Raw genomic sequence first — 21,956 nt, forward strand, 5'->3', positions numbered from 1 at the left:
ACCCAGACTGGTCCCGGATTTGTGCGGGCCACGGCGGCACGAACGTGCGCGGCTTCAGATGATCTGCGCGATCTGCCCTTCCTGGGGCAGGTCCTGCCAGGCCTGTTCGCGCAGCTTGGCGCGGATGCGGGCGGTGGCCTGCGAGCGCAGCTGGCAGACGCGGGCCTCGGTCACGTTCATGATCGCGCCGATTTCCTTCAGGTTCAGGCCTTGCTCGTAGCACAACGACAACAACAGCTTCTCGCGGTCGGGCAGCGAGTCGATGGCGTGGATCAGCGCCTGGCGGAAATCACCGGCCAGCAGGGAATCGAGCGGATTGCCGCTGGCCGCGCCGTGGTTCAGCGTGGCGGTCCAGTCGGACTGGCCGGAGCCCGAGCCCGTATCGGGTTCGGTCGCGAAATCCTCGTAGTGGACGATCTGCACACCCTGCGCGTCGTGCAGAAGCGTCTGATATTCGTTCAGCGGGATCTCCATCTGCTGGGCGATCTCGGCTTCCGTGGGCGCGCGCATCAGTCGCTGTTCCAGCGACTGGATGGCCTGTTCGATCTTGCGGGCCTTGGCGCGCACGCTGCGCGGCAGCCAATCCTGGCCGCGCAGCTCATCGAGCATGGCGCCGCGGATGCGGGTGGTGGCGTAGGTCTCGAACTGCGCGTCGGCCGTTTCCTGGTAACGCCGCACGGCGTCCAGCAGGCCGATCATGCCGGCCTGGATCAGGTCGTCCAGTTCGACGCTGGCGGGCAGCCGGGCGAGCAATTGCAGGGCCAGCTTCCGCACTAGCGGGGCATATTCGACCAAGCTGTCATCTGCGTGGGGCATTGCGGGAGTGTCAGGCGGTGTCCATCGTGACGCATTGTCGGTTGTTGTCAATTTGCGACATTGTCGACAAACGCGCGGCTGCGCTAAAGCTAGCAAGATTCTGTCATCGGCAAGGTGTCATTGTCGGTAAAAGACGGTATTTCATTCCTTAAAGCACGCAACGTTTTGAATGCTTATTTGCCAAATTGACGTACATTTGTGAGGACTTTCTATGTCAAGGTGTATCTAAAGTCTCAAGTTGCGCAATATCAACAAAGATTTGTCATATAAGTCATAGAAAATGACATGACCTGTGGTAAATTTTACTTAAATTGCGAACAAATGGTACATTTCGCATTAAAACAGGATGCAGCGGGCAGGGTGCAACAGATGTTGCCAAATGCTTTTGGTTATCAAGCCCCTTCGGTGGGATAGGGAATAGGGAGTCGGGCGTGCAACAAGTCGAAAATTCTTTGCTGGCAGATATCCGTGAAGTGAATCTGTCCTATCTACTTCTCGCGCAGCGCATGCTGCGCGATGACTATGCTGCATCGATGTTCCGCCTGGGTTTCAGCAACGAGGTTGCCGATATCCTGATGCGTCTTTCTCCGGCCCAGCTGGTGAAGCTGGCCAGCTCCAGCTCGCTCCTGTGCCGCTTCCGTTTCGATGACTACAGCCTGCTGTCTGCCCTGACGCACGACGTGCTGGGTGGTGCGCTGCAGCAAGCGCACGCGACGATCCTGCTGGCCAAGCAACCTGTTGAAGAACTGGCCTGACGGCCGGTCGACTCCCACTCGGATACGTGCAATGGCCACCAAGAGCGTTTCGCAGGAAGCGGATGACATCCTGCTAGCCAGCTCCATGATCACCCTGGGCGCGCGGCTGCAGGTGCTGGAGGCGGAAACCAGCCTCAGCCATGACCGCCTGGCCCGTCTCTACCGCGAAATCCGCGGCTGCTCGCCACCGAAGGGCATGCTGCCTTTTTCGGTCGACTGGTTCATGACCTGGTTGCCGAACATTCATTCGTCGTTGTTCTACAACGTGTATTCGTTCCTGAACGCGCGTACCAGCAGCAAGGGTATCCGCGCCATCATCGACGCCTACCGCTTGTATCTCGAGAACGCCGGCGTCGACAACGCCGAATCGGCCGAGCCGGTGCTCAGTTTCACCCGCGCCTGGATGCTGGTGCGGTTTTTCGACAGCGGCATGCTGCAACTTTCCGCCTGCCGCCAGTGCGGCGGGCATTTCATCGCGCATGCGCATGATCCCCAGTCGGATTTCGTGTGCGCGATCTGCCGTCCGCCACCCCGGGCCGGCAAGACCCGCGCCGCCGCCAAGGCGCGCGCGGGCAGCCGATCCGTGCCAGCCGTAGACGCCGCCCGTTCCTGAGCGGCGCGTCCAAATACATCAAAAGCCCTGGAAAACTCCCCGTAACCCGCCTTTTTGGGACGGGGGGAACAGGGGATCATTGACGCCGGTTTTAGACTTCGTTGGCAGGGGCCTGATGTGTTGATTGTTATCGGTTTTCTAGTGGTGATCGTGTCGGTCATCGGCAGCTTCGTAGCGCTGGGCGGCCACATGGGCGCGCTCTACCAGCCGTTCGAGTTGACGCTGATCTTCGGCGCGGCCTTCGGCGCCTTCCTGGCCGGCAACAGCAAGAAATCGCTGATGCTCGTCAAGAAGGCACTGCCCGACACGCTGAAAAGCTCGCGCTACGGCAAGGACGTCTATATGGAGCTCATGGCGCTCCTGTACGTGTTGCTGAACAAGGCGCGCCGCGAAGGCCTGATGGCGATCGAATCGCACATCGAGGATCCGGCCTCCAGTCCGATCTTCAGCGAGTATCCGCGCATCGCCAAGGACGAGAAGCTCATGGAGTTCATCACGGACTACCTGCGCATCATGATCAGCGGCAACATGAGCTCGTTCGAGATCGAAACGCTCATGGACGAGGAAATCGAAACCTACCGCCACGAACGTGAAGTGCCTGCCAGCATGATCCGGCAGATGGCCGACGGCCTGCCCGCGTTCGGTATCGTGGCCGCGGTGCTGGGCGTGATCAAGGCGCTGGCCGCCGTGGACCAGCCGCCCGCGATTCTCGGCGACCTGATCTCCAAGGCCATGGTCGGCACCTTCCTGGGCATCCTGCTGGCCTACGGCTTCGTCGGCCCGCTGGCCTCGCGCATCGAGCGCCGCACCGACGAGGCCATGAAGGTGCTGGAATGCATCAAGACCACGCTGCTGGCCAGCATGAACGGCTATCCGCCCCAGCTGGCGGTGGAATTCGGCCGCAAGGTGCTGTACTCGTCGGTGCGTCCGACTTTCGGTGAGCTGGAAGAACACGTCCGGCAGACCAAGTCCACCGCCAAGGCCTGACGGAGCGGGCCATGAGCACGGTAAACAACCACCGTGTGGTGATCCGCCGCAAGAAGGTCCACGGCGGCGGGCACCACGGCGGCAGCTGGAAGATTGCCTACGCCGACTTCATCACGGCGATGATGGCGTTCTTCCTGGTGATGTGGCTGATCAGCATCGTGCCGCGCGAGGAACTGAAGGGCATTGCCGAGTACTTCCGCATGCCCCTGCGCGTGGCGCTGACCGGCGGCCCCAGCAGTTCGGCCGAGACCAGCGCGGTTCCCGGCGGCGGGCGCGACCCCCTGCGCAACGACGGCGACGAGCGCCGCGCCCAGGGCAACCGGGTCGAGGCCCAGCCCAAGGGCGATGCCGAGCGGCGCGACCAGCATCGGCTGGAAAACCTCAAGAAGCGGCTGGAAAACGTCATCGAGAACAGCCCGGTGCTGAAAAGCTTCCGGCCCCAATTGCTGATCGACATGACCACCGAAGGCCTGCGGATCCAGATCATCGACAACCAGAACCGCCCCATGTTCGCCACCGGCCGCGCCGAAGTGCAGCCGTACATGCGCGACATCCTGCGGGAATTGGGGCCGGTTCTGAACGAGCTGCCCAACAAGGTCAGCATCTCGGGCCACACCGACGCGTCGCAGTATGCGCGCGGCGAACGCGCCTACAGCAACTGGGAACTCTCGGCCGATCGTGCCAATGCCTCGCGCCAGGAACTGGTGGCCGGCGGCATGAACGAAAGCAAGGTCATGCGCATCCAGGGCCTGTCATCGAGCATGAGCCTGGTTAAAGATGATCCGTATGCGGCCGTTAATAGACGTATCAGCCTGGTGGTGCTCAATCAGAGCACCCAGCGGCGCATCGAAAACGAGAACGCCGCGGCCGCGGACGTCAGCGCCAAGGATGCCCGCGAGGTTGGGACGGCCGTGGAGGCGGTGAATGCCGCCGCCCAGGCCACGACGGCAACCAAGCAAGGCGAACCGGCGGCGACGCCGGCGGCCGAAGGGGCTCGATAGCAATGGCGGCAACGATTTTGGTGGCGGACGACTCGGCGACGATGCGAATGATCGTCCAGGCCACGCTGACGGGCGCGGGATGGAAGGTGTTGACGGCCGGCAACGGCCAGGAGGCGCTGGAGGTGGCGAAAAGCCATCCGGTCGACCTGGTGGTGAGCGACTGGAACATGCCCGTGATGGGCGGACTGCAGCTGATCCAGGGCCTGCGCGAACAGGAACAGTACCTGGATGTGCCGGTGCTGGTGTTGACCACCGAGGACGACGTGGACAGCAAGATGGCCGCGCGGGATCTGGGCGTATGCGGCTGGCTCTCGAAGCCGGTGGATCCCGATGTGCTGGTGGAATTGGCGTCTGAACTGCTCGACGAGCAGTCCGGCGCATAGGCGAGTTCATTTATGAAGGCGTACGGGTCATGAGTTCTGGATTGGACCTCAGTCAGTTTTACGAGACCTTTTTCGACGAGGCGGACGAGCTGCTCGCGCAAATGGAGCAGCTTCTGCTCGAGCTCGACGTGGGCGCGCCCGACATCGAACAGCTCAATGCCATCTTCCGCGCGGCGCACTCCATCAAGGGCGGCGCGGCGACGTTCGGCTGTTTCAACCAGCTGGCGGGCACCACCCACCTGCTTGAAAACCTGCTGGATGCGATCCGTCGCGGCGAAATGGCGCTGCGCACGGACATGATTGATATTTTCTTGGAAACGAAAGACGTGCTCAAAAGCCAACTGGATGCCTACCGGGCCTCCGAAGAGCCCGATGAAGCCGTGTTTGAGCGTATCTGCGCGGTGTTGAGACAGCTCGCCCTGGAGCACAAGGACCCCGCCGCGGCGTCCGCGCCGGCGCCGGCCCCCACCCCCGCGCCTGCTCCGGTGGCGCAGGTCGCGCCCGAACCCGAGCCGGTGGCGGTGCCCGCGCCCGTGGCCGAGGCAGCTCCGGTGGCCGAGTCCGCCGACACCGCCGGCCTGCCGCTGCGCGTGCGCATCACCAAGGTGTCCGACAAGGACGCAGCCTCGCTGCTCGAGGAAATGGGCAACCTGGGGCAGGTCAAGGCCAGCGAGCGCGCCAACGGCGTGCTGACCGTCTGGGTCGACAGCACCTGCACCCCGGATGACATCGAGGCCGTCTGCTGCTTCATCGTCGACGCCGACCAGCTCAGCATTGCGCGCGAAGCGCCTCCGGCCGCCGCGGACGAACCTGCCGCGGCGGCGCCCGCCGTGGCCGCTGCGCCGGTCGCCGCGGCACCCGAGGCCGCGCCGGTCGCGGCCGCGCCCGCCGTGGCCGAGTCCGCCGCCGCCGCCGAGGCCATCTCGCAGGCCGCGCGCACCAGCCGCGCCGCCGCCGCACCGGCCCACGCCGACAAGGAGTCCACCTCGATCCGCGTGGGCGTGGAAAAGGTCGACCAGGTCATCAACCTGGTGGGCGAGCTGGTCATCACCCAGGCCATGCTGGCGCAGACCGCGTCGACGCTGGATCCGGTGCTGCACGACCGCCTGCTCAACGGCATGGAGCAGCTCGAGCGCAACGCGCGCGACCTGCAGGAAGCCGTCATGTCCATCCGCATGATGCCCATGGACTACGTGTTCAGCCGCTTCCCCCGCCTGGTGCGCGACATCGCCGGCAAGATGGGCAAGCAGATCGAACTGCAGACCTACGGCCGCGCCACCGAACTGGACAAGAGCCTGATCGAACGCATCATCGACCCGTTGACGCACCTGGTGCGCAACAGCCTGGACCACGGTATCGAGACGCCCGAGAAGCGTGTCGCTGCCGGCAAGGACCCGGTCGGCCAACTGGTGCTGTCGGCCCAGCACAACGGCGGCAACATCGTGATCGAGGTCAGTGACGACGGCGCCGGCCTGAACCGCGAGAAGATCCTCAAGAAGGCCATGGCCCAGGGCTTGCCGGTCAACGAGAATTCCCCCGACGACGAAATCTGGCAGCTGATCTTCGCGCCGGGCTTCTCCACGGCTGAAAAGGTCACCGACATTTCCGGCCGCGGTGTCGGCATGGACGTGGTGCGCCGGAACATCCAGGACATGGGCGGCCACGTGCAGCTCTCGTGCGAGCCGGGCAATGGCACCACCACGCGCATCGTGCTGCCGCTGACGCTGGCGATCCTGGACGGCATGTCGGTGCGGGTGGGCGAGGAAACCTTCATCCTGCCCCTGAACCACGTGACCGAATCGCTGCAGCCGACCAACGACCAGATCTACTCGGTGGCCGGCAACGAGCGCGTCATGCACGTGCGCGGCGAATACCTGCCGCTGGTGGAAATGCATCGCGTGTTCTCGGTCAGCGATGCGCAGACCGATCCCACGCAGGCCATTGCCGTCATCATGCAGGCCGAGGACCGCCGCTTTGCACTATTGGTGGATCACCTGATTGGTCAGCACCAGGTGGTGGTCAAGAATCTCGAGTCGAATTACCGCAAGGTCCCCGGCATCTCCGCCGCCACCATCCTGGGCGATGGCAGCGTGGCGCTGATCGTCGACGTATTTGCGCTTGCGCGCGCCAACCGCGAGCGTTGGTCGCAGCCCGAAGCCATTCTGAATTGATGGAGAAATAGCCCCATGGCAGCCAAACCGCAAGCGCAAGCCGCGCGCAATGAAGATGTCGGCAACGAGTTCCTGGTGTTCACGCTGGGCGATGAAGAGTACGGCATCGACATCCTGAAGGTGCAGGAAATCCGCGGCTACGACGCCGACACGGTGACCCGTATCGCCAATGTTCCGCCGTTCATCAAGGGCGTGACCAACCTGCGCGGCATCATCGTGCCGATCGTGGACCTGCGCATCAAGTTCAACCTGGGCAGCGTCGAATACAACGAGCAGACCGTCGTCATCATCCTCAACCTCGATCGCCGCGTGGTCGGCATCGTGGTCGACGGCGTGTCTGACGTGCTGATGCTCAACGCCGGCCAGATCCGTCCGGCGCCGGAGTTCGGTGCCACCCTGTCCACCGAATACCTGACCGGGCTGGGCACGGTCGACGAACGCATGCTGATCCTGGTCGACATCGAAAAGATGATGACCAGCGATGAAATGGCCCTGGTGGAGAAGGTCGCCTCCTGATCGGAGCTGCGGGGTCCGGGCGCGCGGCCGGCCAGGCGAGAGGCCATGGCGGCTGCGCACCCCAGGAAGATGGGCGCGCCATATTGGATTCGATATGGCGCTTTTGTTAACGATTTCTGTCTGGAGTGGTGCTTGTGATGCGCAAGTTTTTCGCGAACATGACGATACGCAGCAGCCTGTTGTGGGTGCTGGCGTTCTTCTCATTCATGTTGGTGATTGGAGCGGCGCTGGGCGTGCTGTCGTTGCGTATCAGCAACACGACACTGGCGGAAATCAAGCAATCGCAAGAACTGAACGACGCGCTCGGCCGCGTCGTGTCCAGCTACAAGGACAGCCTGAACGGGCTGGGGCGCGCGGCGTCGGCCAACTACGCCGATATCGTGCGCAGCGTCGGCCAGCCGACGCTGCTGACCCAGGGCCTGTCGAGCGAGGCCGCCGGGCTGCTCGAGCGGGCCAAGGCGTCGCAGAACAAGGGCCAGGCCGAGTTCGATTATTTCAAGACCTTGCCCAAGCCGGCCGAGGCGGCCGACTCGCTCAAGGAAGTCGAGGAGTCCTACGGCGCGCTGGTCCAGCAAGGCCTGTTGCCGCTGACGGCGGCGCTGGAAAAGGCCGACATGCCGGCCTACCAGACGCAGGTGCAGAAGGTGCAGGACGCGCTCGAAGGGCGTTTCGCCCGCGCCGTCGAAGGTTTCGATTTCTGGCGCGCCAGCAAGATGCTGGACGCTTTCGAAGTGGCCCAGGTGCGCTACCAGTTCGTGTTGATGGCGGTCGGGGCGGGCGGCGTGATCGCCGCGTTGCTGGTTTTCGCCACCTACGTGTTCCTGCGCCGCCGCGTGTTGCAGCCGCTCAAGGACGCCGGCCATCATTTCGACCGCATTGCCGGCGGCGACCTGACCGCCCGTGTCGAGGTTCGCAACACCAACGAGATCGGCCAGTTGTTCGCGGCCCTCAAGCGCATGCAGGAAAGCCTGACGCGCACGGTTTCTTCGGTGCGCCGCGGCGTTGACGAAATCAATACCGGTTCGCACGAGATCGCGGCCGGCAACACCGACCTGTCCAGCCGCACCGAGCAGCAGGCGGCCTCGCTGGAGGAAACCGCGGCTTCGATGGAAGAGCTGGCCTCGACGGTCAAGCAGAACGCCGACAACGCGCGCCAGGCGAACCAGCTGGCGGCCAGCGCGTCGGACGTTGCCGAGCGCGGCGGTTCGGCGGTGGCCGAGGTGGTCAACACGATGCAGGGCATCTCGGCCAGCTCGCGCAAGATCTCGGAAATCGTGTCGGTGATCGACGGCATCGCGTTCCAGACCAACATCCTGGCGCTGAACGCGGCGGTGGAAGCGGCCCGCGCCGGCGAGCAGGGCAAGGGCTTCGCGGTGGTGGCGGGCGAAGTGCGCTCGCTGGCGCAGCGCAGCGCGCAGGCGGCCAAGGAGATCAAGGGCCTGATCGAGGACTCGGTGAGCAAGGTGGGCGCCGGTTCGCAACAGGTCGAGCGCGCGGGCGCGACGATGCAGGAGATCGTGGCATCGGTCAAGCGTGTGACGGACATCATGGGCGAGATCTCGGCGGCGTCCGAGGAGCAATCGAGCGGCATCGACCAGGTGAACCGCGCGGTGTCGCAGATGGACGAAGTGACGCAGCAGAACGCGGCGCTGGTGGAAGAAGCGGCGGCCGCGGCCGGTTCGCTGCAGGAACAGGCGCAGCGCCTGGCCGAAGCCGTGGCCGTGTTCAAGATCAACGCCGGTGAAGTCATCGAGGTGCCGGCCCAGCGCCTAGCCTCGGGCCGATCCTCCGCCGCCGATGACTCGCGGCTGCAAGCGCCTGACGCGCTTGCCCTTGGACACTGAGGGCGGCGGTGGCAACAGCGGCAAACATGGCGCCGTCCATTCCGGTGGACCGCCAATTCGATTTCCGGGATGCGGACTTCACCCGCGTCCGCAAGATGATCCACGCGCGCGCCGGCATTTCGCTGGGCGCGCACAAGCGGGAAATGGTCTACAGCCGCCTGGCGCGGCGCCTGCGCGCGCTGGGGCGGCAGGACTTCGGCAGCTACCTGGACCAGCTCGAAAACGAGCCCGACGCGGCTGAATGGGAAGATTTCGTCAACGCCCTGACGACCAACCTGACAGCGTTTTTCCGCGAGTCGCATCACTTTCCGATCCTGGCCGATTTCGCGCAGAAGCGCGGCGGTCCGGTGTCGGTGTGGTGCTGCGCCGCTTCGACGGGCGAAGAGCCGTACTCCATCGCCATCACGCTGGCCGAAGCGCTGGGACCGCGGGCCAGCGCCTGCTCGGTGCTGGCGACCGACATCGACACCAATGTGCTGAACCGGGCGCGCACCGCCGTCTATCCGGCCGAACGCGTGGCCAAGATGGAGGAAAGCCGGCTCAAGCGCTTCTTCCTGAAGGGCCGCGGCGCCAATGCCGGGCAGGTCAGGGTGCGCCCCGAGATTGCCGACATGGTGCGGTATGAAACGTTGAACCTGCTGGCGCCGTCCTGGCCGATCAGCGAGAAGTTCGACGTGATCTTCTGCCGCAACGTCATGATTTATTTCGACAAGCCGACCCAGGCGAAGATCCTCGAGCGGTTCGTGCCGTTGCTCAAGCCGGGCGGGCTGCTGTTTGCGGGCCATTCCGAGAACTTCACCTATATCAGTCGGGATTTCCGTCTGCGCGGGCAGACAGTCTACGAATGCGCAGGTAAGGCCTAGGCGCGCCCCTGCGGCGAGCTTGCGGCCAGACTTAGGCGGTAAAAAATGCAGAAAATCAGAGTCTTATGTGTGGATGATTCCGCGCTCGTGCGCGGACTGATGACCGAGATCATCAACAGCCAGCCCGATATGGAAGTGGTTGCGACCGCGCCCGACCCCCTGGTGGCGCGCGAGTTGATCAAGAAGCACAATCCCGACGTGCTGACGCTGGACGTGGAAATGCCCCGCATGGACGGGCTGGATTTCCTCGAAAAGCTGATGCGCCTGCGGCCGATGCCGGTGGTGATGGTGTCGTCGCTGACCGAGCGCGGCGGCGAAATCACGCTGCGCGCGCTGGAACTGGGCGCCATCGACTTCGTGACCAAGCCCAAGCTGGGCATCCGCGACGGCCTGCTCGAATACACCGAGATCATCGCCGACAAGATCCGCGCGGCCTCGCGCGCCAAGCTGCGCGCGCCCAGCCCGCACGCGCCGGCCGCGGCGCCCGCGCCGATGTTGCGCCGCCCGCTGTCCAGCTCGGAAAAGCTGGTGATCGTGGGTGCTTCCACGGGCGGCACCGAGGCCATCCGCGAGGTGTTGCAACCGCTGCCGCCGGACAGCCCGGCGATTCTCATCACGCAGCACATGCCGGCGGGCTTCACCCGTTCGTTCGCGCAGCGGCTGGACGCGCTCTGTGCCGTCACCGTCCGCGAGGCAGTGCATGGCGAACGCGTGCTGCCGGGCCACGTTTACCTGGCGCCGGGCGGCGACACGCACATGCGCCTGGGGCGCAGCGGCGCCAACTACGTGATCGAGCTGGAGGCCAGCGAACCGGTCAATCGCCACCGCCCGTCGGTGGACGTGTTGTTCAATTCCGCCGCCGTGGCGGCGGGCAAGAACGCCATCGGTGTCATCCTGACCGGGATGGGCAAGGACGGGGCGGCCGGCATGCTGGCCATGCACCGCGCCGGCGCCCATACCATCGCGCAGGATGAAGCCAGTTGCGTGGTCTTCGGCATGCCCCGGGAGGCCATCGCAATCGGTGCGGCTGACGAAGTAGTGCCGCTGTCGGCGATGAGTGAGCGCATTCTGACTCGCCTGGGCGACCGGGGGCACCGCGTGTGACGCGGATGCGGTCCCGATCGATCTCAAGCAAATTTCTTCTGGAGTAAAAGATGGTAGACAAGGGCATAAAGATTCTGGTGGTGGATGACTTCCCCACCATGCGGCGGATCATCCGCAACCTGCTCAAGGAACTCGGTTTCGAGAACGTGGACGAGGCCGAGGACGGCGCGATCGGCCTGGAGAAGCTGCGCAACGGCGGCTTCCAGTTCGTGGTGTCCGACTGGAACATGCCCAACCTGGACGGCCTGGAAATGCTCAAGCAGATCCGCGCCGACGCCAGCCTGGCCTCGCTGCCGGTGCTGATGGTGACGGCCGAGGCCAAGAAGGAGAACATCGTCGCGGCGGCCCAGGCCGGCGCCAACGGTTACGTGGTCAAGCCTTTCACCGCGGCGACGCTGGAAGAGAAGCTGGTCAAGATCTTCGAGAAAATTGGCGGCTGAGGTGTGCAATGAGCACGACGCAGAATGATGACTCGACCGAATCGCCCGACCTGATTCACCGTATCGCCTCGCTGACGCGCATGCTGCGCGACAGCATGCGCGAACTGGGCCTGGACCAGGCGATCAAGGACGCCGCCAACGCGATTCCCGATGCCCGCGACCGCCTGCGCTACGTGGCGCAGATGACCGAGCAGGCCGCCAACCGGGTCTTGAACGCGACCGAGGCCGCGGGCCCGATCCAGGACGGCATGTCGCGCTCGGCGCAGGCGCTCGATGGCCGCTGGCAGCAATGGTACGACCAGCCGCTGGAACTGCCCGAGGCCCGTGAACTGGTCAAGGACACGCGCGCGTTCCTGCAGGACGTGCCCAAGCAGACGCAGCAGACCCAGTCCAAGCTGATGGAAATCATCATGGCCCAGGACTTCCAGGACCTGACCGGCCAGGTCATCATGCGCATGATGGACGTGGTCGGCGCGATCGAGCGCGAGCTGTTGCAGGTGCTGCTGGACAACGTGCCGCAGGAACGCCGCGACGAGGCCAACAGCCTGCTCAACGGCCCGCAGGTCAGCCCGCAGGGCAAGACCGACGTGGTCACCAGCCAGGACCAGGTCGACGACCTGCTGGCCAGCCTGGGCTTCTGATCCGGCGGGCGAGGGCGGGCCGCCAGGGCCCGCCAGCCACTGCCGCGAGGCCGGGCATGGACGTATTCCCTAAGGGTGCGAAGCGGCGCCCTTGGGTAGACTGCAAAACAATAAGAATCGGGGCCCAGCAGTAGGAGACGGGCGCGCGCGCCCAGGCAACGGATGTCCATAGAAGACGATCCGGGCCGCACAAGGAGGTGCCATCTTGGCCAGATCCACATTCCGATTCGGAGGCATCTGGGGTTTGTTGCGCCGGCTCAACCACGGCCGCGCCACGCTCTCGGAACGCCCGCTGTCGTTCAGTCCGGCCGCATGGCCGTTGTATCGCTTCCTGGCCGGCATCCGCGGCCGGATCGCCACGGTGCGGCAATCCAGCATCGAGATCGCCTTGAATACCGCCCGGACCCAATTCCAGGCCGGCCGCTGCGCGCAGCTGGCGCAGGAACAGGCGCGGGCGGCCGAGGCGTTGGCGGCCAGCGGCGCGCAGATCGCGGCGCTGTCGGCATCCACGTCCACCCACGCGCGCGAGATCGCCGACGTGTCCGGCCAGAATCTGCGCGCCGCCGAGCAGGCGCTGGCGGAGCTGTCCGAGGTCAAGGAGCGGGTCGACCGCATGACCCGGGAGATGGCCGCCTTCACCGATGTGGTGGGCCAGCTGACCGATCGCGCCCGGTCGGTGGGAGATATCAGCAAGCTGATCAAGGACATCGCGTTGCAGACGCAGTTGCTGGCCCTGAACGCGGGGGTCGAGGCGGCCCGCGCCGGCGACGCCGGCCGCGGCTTCGCCGTGGTGGCCAGCGAGGTCGGCCGCCTGGCCGAACGGGTCAATGCGGCCACCAGCGATATCGGCCGCCACACCGGTGAAATGCTGGAGCTGGTCGATTCGACCCAGCGCCAGACCGGCACGCTGCGCGAGGATGTGGACGCCTCGGGCGCGGTGCTGGACAAGACGCGCCAGGATTTCCAGCATTTCGTGCGGGATTTCGACAGCATGAATCGCCAGGTGGGCGAGGTGGTGCAGGCCATCGGCGAGGTCGATGCCACCAACCACGGAATGAGCCAGGACGTGAGCCGTATCGCGGCGCTGAGCGCCGACGTGCGCGAGCGGGTGGCGAGCATGTCCGGTGAGATCGATCGCATCCGGCGCCAGACCGAAAGCGTGCAGGAGGTGCTGTCGGACATGCGGACCGGCAATACCGCGTTCGACCGCCTGTCCGAGGCGCTGGACGCCTTCCGGGCGGCCGCGACCCGGCTGCTGGAACAGGCGCGGGCGCGCGGCCTGGATGTGTTCGATCGCCACTACCAACGGATCGCCGGCAGCGAGCCGCCGCGCTACCACACGGCCTATGACCGCGGCATCGACGAGGCGCTGACACAGTTGCTGGACAGCGTGCTGGAGGCGGTGCCTGGCGGCAGCTACGCGCTGCTGGTGGATGCGCGGGGCTATGCGCCGGCCCACAACAGCCGCTATTCGCACCCCCCCAGCGGCGATCCGGCGCAGGATATCGCGCGGGTGCGGCACAAGCGGATCTTCGACGATCCGGTCGGGGCGCGCCTGGCCGCGAACACGGAAACCCTGCTGTTTCAGACCTACTCCCGTGACACGGGGGAGATCGTCAACGATATTTCCGTGCCTTTGTATCTGGACGGGGAACATTGGGGCGCGGTGCGCATCGGGCTGGATTACGTGCGTTTCCAGGCCGCGCTGGAGGCCGGCGCGGCGCCCCGCGGCGCGGTGGCGGCGGCCGGCTGAGCGGCGCCGTTGCGGGACGGGCGGGGCGGGGCGGACAAGTCCGCCGGCGCCCGGGCCGGGGCCAGGCCTGGCGCATCCGGGAATAGCGCCGCTTTCCCCCCGTTTCTTGGCTTATCGCCAAAGGGCCAGGCCTCCTAGAATCTCGGCGGGCAGCTCGTAATCCGAAAATCCGCGAGCCGCAACGATACCGCAGAGCATGGCCGAAGAAAGCGACCTCGAGAAAACCGAAGCCGCCTCTCCCAGGCGCCTGGAAAAGGCGCGCGAGGAGGGGCAGATTGCGCGTTCCCGGGAATTGGGCACGTTCATGATGCTGGCCGTCGGTGTCGGGGCGATCTGGGCCGGCGGCGGCACGATTTATAAGGGACTGAGCGGGGTGCTGCGCAACGGGCTGGCGTTCGACCAGCGCGTGGTGGCCGACCCGGGCGTGATGGTCGAACAGGCCGTCAACGGCTTCGGCCATGCGCTGATGGTGATCCTGCCGATCTTCGGCCTGCTGGCGGTGATCGCGGTGCTGTCCAGCGTGCTGCTGGGCGGGATCGTCATCTCGGGCAAGCCGCTGTCGCCGAATTTCTCCAAGCTGAGCCTGTTCGCCGGACTCAAGCGGATGTTCTCGGCCCAGACCGTGGTGGAGCTCATCAAGGCGCTGGCCAAGGCGATGCTGGTGGGTGGCGTGGCGGTGTGGATCCTGTGGCGCTACCACGACGACATGCTGGGCCTGATGCACGTGGCGCCGTCGGCCGCGCTGACCAAGGCGCTGAGCCTGGTGGCGATGTGCTGCGCCTTCATCGTCGCCTCGTTGCTGGTGATCGTGCTGCTGGACGTGCCATGGCAGATCTGGAGCCACCTCAAGAAGCTGCGCATGTCCAAGGAAGACGTGCGCCAGGAACACAAGGAAAGCGAAGGCGACCCGCATACCAAGGCCCGCATCCGCCAGCAGCAGCGCCAGGCCGCGCGCCGCCGCATGATGTCCGAAGTGCCCAAGGCCGACGTGGTGGTGACCAACCCGACCCACTACGCCGTGGCGCTGAAGTACGAGGAAGACAAGAACGGCGCGCCGCGGGTGCTGGCCAAGGGCACCGGGCTGATCGCCGCCAAGATCCGCGAACTGGCCGCCGAACATCGCATTCCCACATTGGAGGCGCCGCCGCTGGCGCGCGCCCTGCATCAACACGTCGAGCTGGGGCAGGAAATCCCGGCCGAGCTATACACCGCGGTCGCGGAAGTGCTGGCGTGGGTATTCCAGTTGCGCTCGTGGCGCTCGGGATGGGGGGCCGAACCGACGGCGCCGACGTCCCTGGCCGTGCCGGCCGCGCTGGACCCGCAGGCCAAAACCGCAGCACAAGGAGCTTAAGGAATGAGCGCTCTGCTCACCATGTTGAAAAGCAACGGAGCCACGCACGCGCGGCTTCTGGCCGGTCCCATCCTGATCGTGATGGTGCTGGGCATGATGGTGCTGCCGCTGCCCACCTTCCTGCTGGACCTGCTGTTCACCTTCAACATCGCGCTGTCGGTGATGATCCTGCTGGTGGCCATGTTCACCCGCAAGCCGCTGGACTTCGCCGCCTTTCCGGCCGTGCTGCTGTTCGCCACGCTGCTGCGCCTGTCGCTGAACGTTGCCTCGACCCGGGTGGTGCTGCTGCACGGCCATACCGGCCCGGACGCGGCCGGCAAGGTGATCGAGGCCTTCGGCCACTTCCTGGTGGGCGGCAACTTCGCCGTCGGCATCATCGTCTTCATCATCCTGACCATCATCAACTTCATCGTCATCACCAAGGGCGCCGGGCGGATCGCCGAAGTCGGCGCGCGCTTCACGCTGGACGCGATGCCCGGCAAGCAGATGGCCATCGACGCCGACCTGAATGCCGGCCTGATCGGCGAGGACGAGGCGCGCAAGCGCCGCGCCGAGGTGTCGCAGGAATCCGACTTCTTCGGTTCGATGGACGGCGCCAGCAAGTTCGTGCGCGGCGACGCCATCGCCGGCCTGCTGATCATGGCCATCAACATCATCGGCGGCCTGATCGTGGGCGTGGCCCAGCACGACATGTCGATGAGCGACTCGGCCCGCGTCTACACGCTGCTGACCATCGGCGACGGCCTGGTGGCGCAGATCCCGGCGCTGGTGATCTCGACCGCCGCCGGCGTGGTGGTGTCGCGCGTGTCGACCGACCAGGACATCGGCCAGCAGATCATCAGCCAGCTGTTCTCCAACCCCAGCGTGATGTTCCTGACCGCCGGCATCATCGGCATCATGGGCCTGATCCCCAACATGCCGCACATCGCCTTCCTGACCCTGGCCGGCGCGCTGGCCTGGGGCGGCTGGGCCATGCACAAGCGGCGCAAGGCGGCCGAGGTGGCGGCCAGCGAAGCGCCGCAGCAGGCGGTGACGCAGGCGCAGGCCGCCGCGGCCGAAGCCAGCTGGGACGACGTCTCGATGGTGGATCAGCTTGGACTGGAAGTCGGCTACCGCCTGATCCCGCTGGTCGACCACGCCCAGAACGGCGAACTGCTGCACCGCATCCGCAGCCTGCGCAAGAAATTTGCCCAGGACGTGGGCTTCCTGCCGCCGGTGGTGCACATCCGTGACAACCTGGAGCTCAAGCCCAACGACTACCGCATCCTGCTGTCCGGCGTCGAGATCGGTCACGGCGTGGCCATGCCGGGCCAGTGGCTGGCGATCGACCCGGGCGGCGTGACCATGCAGATCAAGGGCACGCCCACCACCGATCCGGCCTTCGGCCTGCCGGCGCTGTGGATCGACGGCAGTCTGCGCGACCAGGCCCAGGTGGTGGGCTACACGGTGGTGGATGCCGGCACCGTGGTCGCCACGCACCTGAATCACCTGATGCACCGCCACGGCTCCAACCTGCTGGGCCGCCAGGAAGTGCAGCAGTTGCTGGACCGCATCGGCCGCGACGCGCCCAAGCTGGTCGAGGACCTGGTGCCCAAGACGCTGTCGCTCACGGCGCTGCAGAAGGTGCTGCAGGGCCTGTTGGCCGAGGAAGTGCCGATCCGCGACATGCGCACCATCATCGATACGCTGTCCGAGCATGGGCCGCGCCTGGCGGCGCTGGCGGCGGGTTCGGGCGGCCAACCCGACATCAACGAGCTGATCGCGCTGACGCGCCGCTCGCTTGGCCGCGCCATCACCCAGCAGTGGTTCCCGGGCGAGGGCGAGTTGCGCGTGATCGGCCTGGACGTCAAGCTCGAGCGCGTGCTGTCGCAGGCGCTGACGACCAGCGGCGGCCTCGAGCCAGGCCTGGCGGATACGCTGCTGCGCGAAACCCAGGCGGCGGTCGAACGCCAGGAGTCGCAGGGCAACGCGCCGGTGCTGCTGGTGTCGCCGGTGCTGCGCGCGCCGTTGTCGCGCTTCCTGCGCCACCATCTGCCGCAGCTGGGCGTGCTGTCGAATACGGAAATTCCCGATGAACGCATGGTCCGCGTGACCGCGCTCATCGGCGGAGGTAATGGGCAATGAAAATAAGCCGCTTCTTTGGAGCCAACAGCCGGGACGTGATGCGCCAGGTGCGCCAGGTGCTCGGACCCGACGCGCTGATCGTGTCGAACCGTAGCGTGGATGGCGGCATCGAAGTGCTGGCCACCGTCGACGGCGCTTTCGATGATGCGCAGCGGCACGCGCAGGAACCCGCGCCGCGCGGCTACGCCGACGGCTACGCGCGCGCGGCCGGCACGCCCGCCCCGCAGGCCCAGCCGGCCCCGGTCGCGCCGCGCCTGCAACCGCCGCCGGCCATGCCCGCGTCCTATGGCCTGGGCGCGCATGCCGCCATGGCGCCTCCTCCCCATACCGCGCCGATCGCGCCGCCCGCCGCGCCGCAGCCCGGTTACGCCGTGCCGTCGCGCTCGATTGCCGCCTATCAGTCGGCCTACGCCACGCCAGGCGTGCCGGAGCAGGAAGTCCTGCAGGAGCCCGTCGCCCGCCAGGCGCCGCCCGAAGCCGTGCCGCCGGCGGCGCCGGTCGTCTCAGCTTCGGCCCCCGCCGCGCCGGTGCGAGTGGAGATGCCGGCCTTGCCGCCGGCGCGCCCGGCGCCGCCCGCGGCGCCTGCGCCAATGGAACGCCCGGCGCCGTCCGTTGCGCCATCGCCCATGGCGCGCATGCCGGACGCGCCGTTGCGCAATGGCCCGGCGATGCCGCCCGCGGCCCTGCCCAACGACGCGGCGGCCGGGTTGCAGGACGCCATCAGCGCGTTGCGCGGCGCGCTGGAAAGCCGCATGGACGGGCTGCTCTGGGGCGGCCGGCAGGGGCCTGGCCGCGAGCCGGCGGGCGCCGCCTTGTTCCGCAGCCTGCTGGATGCCGGTTTCAGCACCAAGTTGGTGCGCACGCTGGTCGAACGCATGCCGGCGGGCGCGACGCCCGAGGCGGCGCTGGCCTGGGCCCGCAATGAACTCGTCACGCACCTGCCCGTGCTGGGTTCGGAAGATGAATTCCTGGGCGGTGGCGTGTATGCGCTGGTCGGCCCGACCGGCGTGGGCAAGACCACCACGCTGGCCAAGCTGGCGGCGCGCTGCGTGGCGCGCGAGGGCCGCGAACAGGTGGCGATGCTGACCACCGACAATTTCCGGATCGGCGCCCTCGAGCAATTGCAGATCTATGGCCGCCTGATGGGCGTGCCGGCGCATTCGGTGCGCGACGCGGGCGAACTGCGCCGCATCCTGGGAGAACTGGGCAACCGCAAGATCGTGCTGATCGACACCACGGGTATCAGCCAGCGCGATCGCCAGGTGGCGGAGCAGGCCTCGATGCTGTGCAACGCCGGCAAGCCGGTGCGCCGGCTGCTGGTGCTCAATGCCGCCAGCCAGGGCGATACGCTGGACGAAGTCGCGCATGCCTACCGCAATGGCGTGGGCGAGGACGTGGCCGGCTGCATCATCACCAAGCTGGACGAGGCCTCGCGCCTGGGCGCCGCGCTGGACACGGCGATCCGCCACCGGCTGCCGATCCATTATTCGTCGATCGGCCAGAAGGTGCCCGAGCACCTTGAATTGGCGCGCGCCGATGCACTGATCGACCGGGCCTTCGCCATGGTCGAGCGCGCCCGCGCGCTGTATGCGCCCAGCGAGGCCGACATGGCGTCGCTGTGGTCGACGCCCCGGGAGACCGAGGCCGTCGATCCGGCGCGGCGGCGGCAACTGCTGGCGTCCGCCATCCTGCGTCCGCAAGCCGGCGCGGGCTCGATCGAAGCCGCCCAGAATCTGGACGACACCCTGGGCTGGCTCGATAGCGATCCGGCCTGCGTGCAGGCGCGCGCTTCCTGGCGCGAATACGTCAGCGACGGCGCCGGCTCCAGCCTGTCGGCGTTGGGTGAAACGCCGCTGGCGATGGCGCGGCGCGAGTTCCCCACGGCCTGCGGCCGGCATCTGCTGGCGATGCACGGCAAGACCAGCATGAAAGGCGAGGGCTTGCCCGGTGGCACGCTGCTCAGCGCGATGCTGATGAGCGACCGGGGCGCGGCCTTGGCGGCGCCGGCGCAGCAACTGGTGCTGCCGCACGGCATGCTGTCCTCGTTCGCGCCGGCGGCGGCCGCGCAGCCGGATACGGCCCTGGCGCTGGAGGCGCGGGTGCGCTGGCTGGGCGAGCAACTGGCCCGCCTGCCGCTGGTGCATATGCTGGAAGCGGGCACCTCGGCCCTGTGGCAGAGCCTGAGCGGGCAGGGGGCCTCATGGGTGGCGCGCAGTCCGGGTGGCATGCGCGTGATCCAGGATGAATGCCCGACCAACCTGAATGCGGTCGGCAAGAGCGTCGGCTACCTGCCGGTGGGGCAGCCGGGCGACATGCCGGGCCTGCGGGCCGTGCCGGGCGCCCGCCCGGCGCCGCTGGCGCTGTGGGCCTCGGGCACTGAGATCGGCCTGCCCGGCCGGGGCGAAGAAACACGCCTGCGCCTGGTGTGCGCGCGGCTGATCGATACCGCCAGCGGCGAGGTCGCGGGCCAGCTGTTTGGCCTGACCAACCTTGCGGCCAGCCAGGCGGATGCCGCCACGGTGGCGCGCTGGCTGGTGCTGCAGGAAGAAGCGCGCGCGGGCTTTCGCTACATGGCCAACGCCTGGCAGGCGTTGCCCGCGGTCGACGGCGCCCACACGCTGGCGCGGCAGTCGCTCCTGGCGGGCCAGCTCGGCGCGGCCTGCTGGCAGCTGGCGCACGCGCCGACGGCGGACGGCGTGCGCGCCACCCTGTCGGGCGTGGTCAGTCCGGAGCGCAAGCTCACGGGCCGGCTATTGCCGGTGGCGCTGTTGAAGATGTTCGCGATGCTGGAAATGGCCGGAGGCGTTTGAACGGTTCCCGCATGCCCTGCGGGGCCTCGAAAGCAAACAGCCCGCGGATGCGGGCTGTTTGTTTTTGAAGCAGGGAGAGGCTAGCCGGCGACGATCGACTTGCGGCCCGGCGTGGCGCGGGCCCCGCGGCCCTGCGCGTCGTAGGTGGACGGGCCGCCCATGCCGCCCAGGTTGCGCAGCGCGTCCAGCGATTGCTGGGTGTAGCGCAGGTGCACGTCGATCAGGGCGCCATTGCGCAGGTTGATCTCATTGGCGGAGGCGGACTTGGCCAGCAGTGCCTGCCAGACGCCGGACAGCTGCGGATGCAGTACGGCGGCCTGTTCGGTGCCGGCGTGCCCGGCGGGCAGGCCGATCTCGGCCAGCAGGCCGTCGCGCGTCTGGCTCAGGTCGACCAGCTGCTGGGCGACCTGGCTCTTGCGTTCGGTGATGTCATGCAGCGCGTCGACGTTGCCCGGCCCGACCAGCACTTTGGTCTCTTCTTCGAGGATGGAAGAAAACTCGGTGATCAAGGTGTCTTCCTGCCGCAGGCAGGCTTGCAGGGACTCGACTGGGCTCATGGTCATGCTCTGGCGTACGGTCGGAAGGCGATGGGGTTACTTCAGCAGGTCGCGGGCGCTGGCGATCAGGCCGTCGGCGATGCGGCTGGTGTCGATCTTGAGCTGGCCCGAGGCGATGGCCGCCCGGATGGCCGCGACACGTTCGACGTTGATGTCGTTCGAGCCGTCCTGCAGGGCGAGCATTTTGCGCGAGGCCGAGCTCAGCGCGACTTGCGAGCTGCTGGCGCCGCTGCCGCCGCCGGCGCCGTAGGCCTGGGCGACCGAGGATTCGGCGCGAGGGCTGACGGCGTCGGCCGAGATGGGCCGGTTGGTGGTCGAATTGATTTTCAAGGTTTTCTCCGCAGGGCGTCCTGGGTCGATTTGCGACGGATCCGCCTACTTATGCCTCTGTAACGACAAGGTCGGAAGGAACTTTAGGGTAGGCGGCGGCTTGCCGCAACGCGATATGTAACAGTACCTATAGTTGTATTTCGACCAACCCCGCATTGCGCACCACGCCGCTGACCACCTGTCCGCTGGCCGTGCGCACCTGGACCGTGGCGCCGGGCGCCGCATTGTCCAGCGCCTGGCCTTCGCTGCTGACCACGAAACCCTTGCCGCGGGCGTTGATGCGCACGTTCGAGCCGCGCACCACCGACTGGGCATTGCGCAGCGCGGCGCCCTTGACCGGCTGGCCGGCATTGATGCGGTAGGCCGCCGTCATGCCGACCACGGTCTGGGGATTGGTGATGACGCCAGGGGGCAGGGCCACCAGGTCGCCGTCGCGCGGGGCGAGGTCGGCGGGCGTCAGGGCCTGGCCTGCCGCGATCATGCGCGAGGCGACATAGTAATGGCCCGGCACGCTGACCGTGGCCTGCACGTAGGTGGTCCAGGCCTTGGGGCCGTTGCAGCGCACGCCCACCGTCATGCGCGAACGGAGCTTCATGCCTGACGGCATAAATGGGGACAATGCATCGCAAGGGGCCAGCCGTTCGGCCCGGGGCGGGTCGATGGCGACCGAGGGCTCGCCGGGCAGGCCGGCCAGTTGTTCCAGCAAATAGGCCTGCGCGGCAATGGTGATTGCCTCGGGCGCCTGGACGGCGGCCTCTTGCGCCCGAGCCGAGGCGACGGGCGCCAGCAGCAGGGCGGCCAGGCAGGCAGCGCGCGCGCGGAGGTTTGCGGGGAATTTCATGATGTCTGAATTGTAGAAGGCCGCGTCGCTTGGCAATACGTGAATTGGATGAGAAA

General features: G+C 66.8%; 20 protein-coding genes. 16 read left to right on the plus strand and 4 right to left on the minus strand.

Annotated features, from left to right (window positions below; genetic code table 11):
* Window positions 1-54: 54 nt before the first annotated feature.
* Complete coding sequence (locus AT699_RS11955; RefSeq protein WP_006387507.1) at window positions 55-816, minus strand: RNA polymerase sigma factor FliA; 762 nt, start codon at window positions 814-816, stop codon at window positions 55-57.
* A gap of 431 nt (window positions 817-1,247) precedes the next feature.
* Between AT699_RS11955 and flhD the strand changes: the two genes are divergently transcribed.
* From flhD to flhF, 16 genes are all read left to right on the plus strand, one after another.
* Window positions 1,248-1,571, plus strand: a complete 324-nt coding sequence (flhD, locus tag AT699_RS11960) for a flagellar transcriptional regulator FlhD (RefSeq protein WP_006219025.1) — start codon at window positions 1,248-1,250, stop codon at window positions 1,569-1,571.
* Window positions 1,572-1,602: 31 nt separating this feature from the next.
* Complete coding sequence (gene flhC / locus AT699_RS11965; protein WP_006387508.1) at window positions 1,603-2,184, plus strand: flagellar transcriptional regulator FlhC; 582 nt, start codon at window positions 1,603-1,605, stop codon at window positions 2,182-2,184.
* A 117-nt stretch (window positions 2,185-2,301) separates the two neighbouring features.
* Window positions 2,302-3,171, plus strand: a complete 870-nt coding sequence (motA, locus tag AT699_RS11970) for a flagellar motor stator protein MotA (protein WP_006387509.1) — start codon at window positions 2,302-2,304, stop codon at window positions 3,169-3,171.
* 11 nt (window positions 3,172-3,182) lie between these two features.
* A complete protein-coding gene (gene motB, locus AT699_RS11975) occupies window positions 3,183-4,172 on the plus strand; it encodes a flagellar motor protein MotB (protein ID WP_006387510.1) in 990 nt (329 codons plus the stop codon).
* A 2-nt stretch (window positions 4,173-4,174) separates the two neighbouring features.
* Window positions 4,175-4,555, plus strand: coding sequence for a response regulator (locus AT699_RS11980; protein ID WP_006387511.1), 381 nt, complete (start codon window positions 4,175-4,177; stop codon window positions 4,553-4,555).
* 29 nt (window positions 4,556-4,584) lie between these two features.
* A complete protein-coding gene (cheA, locus tag AT699_RS11985) occupies window positions 4,585-6,726 on the plus strand; it encodes a chemotaxis protein CheA (RefSeq protein WP_038503359.1) in 2,142 nt (713 codons plus the stop codon).
* Window positions 6,727-6,741: 15 nt separating this feature from the next.
* Window positions 6,742-7,242 (plus strand): chemotaxis protein CheW, encoded by a 501-nt coding sequence (gene cheW / locus AT699_RS11990; protein ID WP_006387513.1) that lies wholly within the window; start codon window positions 6,742-6,744, stop codon window positions 7,240-7,242.
* Between the two features lie 137 nt (window positions 7,243-7,379).
* Window positions 7,380-9,086 carry a methyl-accepting chemotaxis protein gene (locus AT699_RS11995; RefSeq protein ID WP_058207300.1) on the plus strand — a complete coding sequence of 569 codons (1,707 nt, stop codon included), beginning with the start codon at window positions 7,380-7,382 and terminating at the stop codon, window positions 9,084-9,086.
* Window positions 9,087-9,112: 26 nt separating this feature from the next.
* A complete protein-coding gene (locus tag AT699_RS12000; protein ID WP_020927331.1) occupies window positions 9,113-9,949 on the plus strand; it encodes a CheR family methyltransferase in 837 nt (278 codons plus the stop codon).
* A gap of 45 nt (window positions 9,950-9,994) precedes the next feature.
* Window positions 9,995-11,053 carry a protein-glutamate methylesterase/protein-glutamine glutaminase gene (locus AT699_RS12005; RefSeq protein ID WP_006387516.1) on the plus strand — a complete coding sequence of 353 codons (1,059 nt, stop codon included), beginning with the start codon at window positions 9,995-9,997 and terminating at the stop codon, window positions 11,051-11,053.
* A 50-nt stretch (window positions 11,054-11,103) separates the two neighbouring features.
* Complete coding sequence (gene cheY / locus AT699_RS12010) at window positions 11,104-11,493, plus strand: chemotaxis response regulator CheY (RefSeq protein WP_006387517.1); 390 nt, start codon at window positions 11,104-11,106, stop codon at window positions 11,491-11,493.
* A gap of 8 nt (window positions 11,494-11,501) precedes the next feature.
* On the plus strand, window positions 11,502-12,134 hold the full coding sequence (gene cheZ, locus AT699_RS12015; RefSeq protein ID WP_006387518.1) for a protein phosphatase CheZ: 633 nt from the start codon (window positions 11,502-11,504) through the stop codon (window positions 12,132-12,134).
* A gap of 205 nt (window positions 12,135-12,339) precedes the next feature.
* Window positions 12,340-13,887, plus strand: a complete 1,548-nt coding sequence (locus AT699_RS12020) for a methyl-accepting chemotaxis protein (RefSeq protein ID WP_223203318.1) — start codon at window positions 12,340-12,342, stop codon at window positions 13,885-13,887.
* 196 nt (window positions 13,888-14,083) lie between these two features.
* Window positions 14,084-15,238, plus strand: a complete 1,155-nt coding sequence (flhB, locus tag AT699_RS12025; RefSeq protein WP_006387520.1) for a flagellar biosynthesis protein FlhB — start codon at window positions 14,084-14,086, stop codon at window positions 15,236-15,238.
* Between the two features lie 3 nt (window positions 15,239-15,241).
* Complete coding sequence (gene flhA, locus AT699_RS12030; protein WP_020927334.1) at window positions 15,242-17,362, plus strand: flagellar biosynthesis protein FlhA; 2,121 nt, start codon at window positions 15,242-15,244, stop codon at window positions 17,360-17,362.
* Window positions 17,359-20,172: a flagellar biosynthesis protein FlhF gene (gene flhF / locus AT699_RS12035; protein WP_024068628.1), complete on the plus strand. Its 2,814-nt coding sequence runs from the start codon at window positions 17,359-17,361 to the stop codon at window positions 20,170-20,172. Before flhA ends, flhF begins: the two co-directional genes overlap by 4 nt.
* Window positions 20,173-20,252: 80 nt before the next feature.
* On the opposite strand, the gene AT699_RS12040 is transcribed toward flhF, so the two are convergent.
* From AT699_RS12040 to flgA, 3 genes are all read right to left on the minus strand, one after another.
* Window positions 20,253-20,729, minus strand: a complete 477-nt coding sequence (locus tag AT699_RS12040; RefSeq protein WP_026385116.1) for a flagella synthesis protein FlgN — start codon at window positions 20,727-20,729, stop codon at window positions 20,253-20,255.
* A 36-nt stretch (window positions 20,730-20,765) separates the two neighbouring features.
* Window positions 20,766-21,059 carry a flagellar biosynthesis anti-sigma factor FlgM gene (gene flgM, locus AT699_RS12045; protein WP_006385251.1) on the minus strand — a complete coding sequence of 98 codons (294 nt, stop codon included), beginning with the start codon at window positions 21,057-21,059 and terminating at the stop codon, window positions 20,766-20,768.
* Window positions 21,060-21,186: 127 nt separating this feature from the next.
* Window positions 21,187-21,900 (minus strand): flagellar basal body P-ring formation chaperone FlgA, encoded by a 714-nt coding sequence (flgA, locus tag AT699_RS12050; RefSeq protein ID WP_024068630.1) that lies wholly within the window; start codon window positions 21,898-21,900, stop codon window positions 21,187-21,189.
* Window positions 21,901-21,956: the final 56 nt, after the last annotated feature.

Source organism: Achromobacter xylosoxidans, assembly GCF_001457475.1.
In the GTDB taxonomy this organism is placed as follows: Bacteria; Pseudomonadota; Gammaproteobacteria; order Burkholderiales; family Burkholderiaceae_B; genus Achromobacter; species Achromobacter xylosoxidans.

Coding starts and splice junctions, on each gene's coding strand:
- AT699_RS11955 (WP_006387507.1), bottom strand. CDS start 816: ATGCCCCACGCAGATGACAGCTTGGTCGAATATGCCCCGCTAGTGCGG.
- flhC (WP_006387508.1), top strand. CDS start 1,603: ATGGCCACCAAGAGCGTTTCGCAGGAAGCGGATGACATCCTGCTAGCC.
- motB (WP_006387510.1), top strand. CDS start 3,183: ATGAGCACGGTAAACAACCACCGTGTGGTGATCCGCCGCAAGAAGGTC.
- AT699_RS11980 (WP_006387511.1), top strand. CDS start 4,175: ATGGCGGCAACGATTTTGGTGGCGGACGACTCGGCGACGATGCGAATG.
- cheA (WP_038503359.1), top strand. CDS start 4,585: ATGAGTTCTGGATTGGACCTCAGTCAGTTTTACGAGACCTTTTTCGAC.
- cheW (WP_006387513.1), top strand. CDS start 6,742: ATGGCAGCCAAACCGCAAGCGCAAGCCGCGCGCAATGAAGATGTCGGC.
- AT699_RS11995 (WP_058207300.1), top strand. CDS start 7,380: ATGCGCAAGTTTTTCGCGAACATGACGATACGCAGCAGCCTGTTGTGG.
- AT699_RS12000 (WP_020927331.1), top strand. CDS start 9,113: ATGGCGCCGTCCATTCCGGTGGACCGCCAATTCGATTTCCGGGATGCG.
- AT699_RS12005 (WP_006387516.1), top strand. CDS start 9,995: ATGCAGAAAATCAGAGTCTTATGTGTGGATGATTCCGCGCTCGTGCGC.
- cheY (WP_006387517.1), top strand. CDS start 11,104: ATGGTAGACAAGGGCATAAAGATTCTGGTGGTGGATGACTTCCCCACC.
- cheZ (WP_006387518.1), top strand. CDS start 11,502: ATGAGCACGACGCAGAATGATGACTCGACCGAATCGCCCGACCTGATT.
- flhB (WP_006387520.1), top strand. CDS start 14,084: ATGGCCGAAGAAAGCGACCTCGAGAAAACCGAAGCCGCCTCTCCCAGG.
- flhA (WP_020927334.1), top strand. CDS start 15,242: ATGAGCGCTCTGCTCACCATGTTGAAAAGCAACGGAGCCACGCACGCG.
- flhF (WP_024068628.1), top strand. CDS start 17,359: ATGAAAATAAGCCGCTTCTTTGGAGCCAACAGCCGGGACGTGATGCGC.
- AT699_RS12040 (WP_026385116.1), bottom strand. CDS start 20,729: ATGAGCCCAGTCGAGTCCCTGCAAGCCTGCCTGCGGCAGGAAGACACC.
- flgA (WP_024068630.1), bottom strand. CDS start 21,900: ATGAAATTCCCCGCAAACCTCCGCGCGCGCGCTGCCTGCCTGGCCGCC.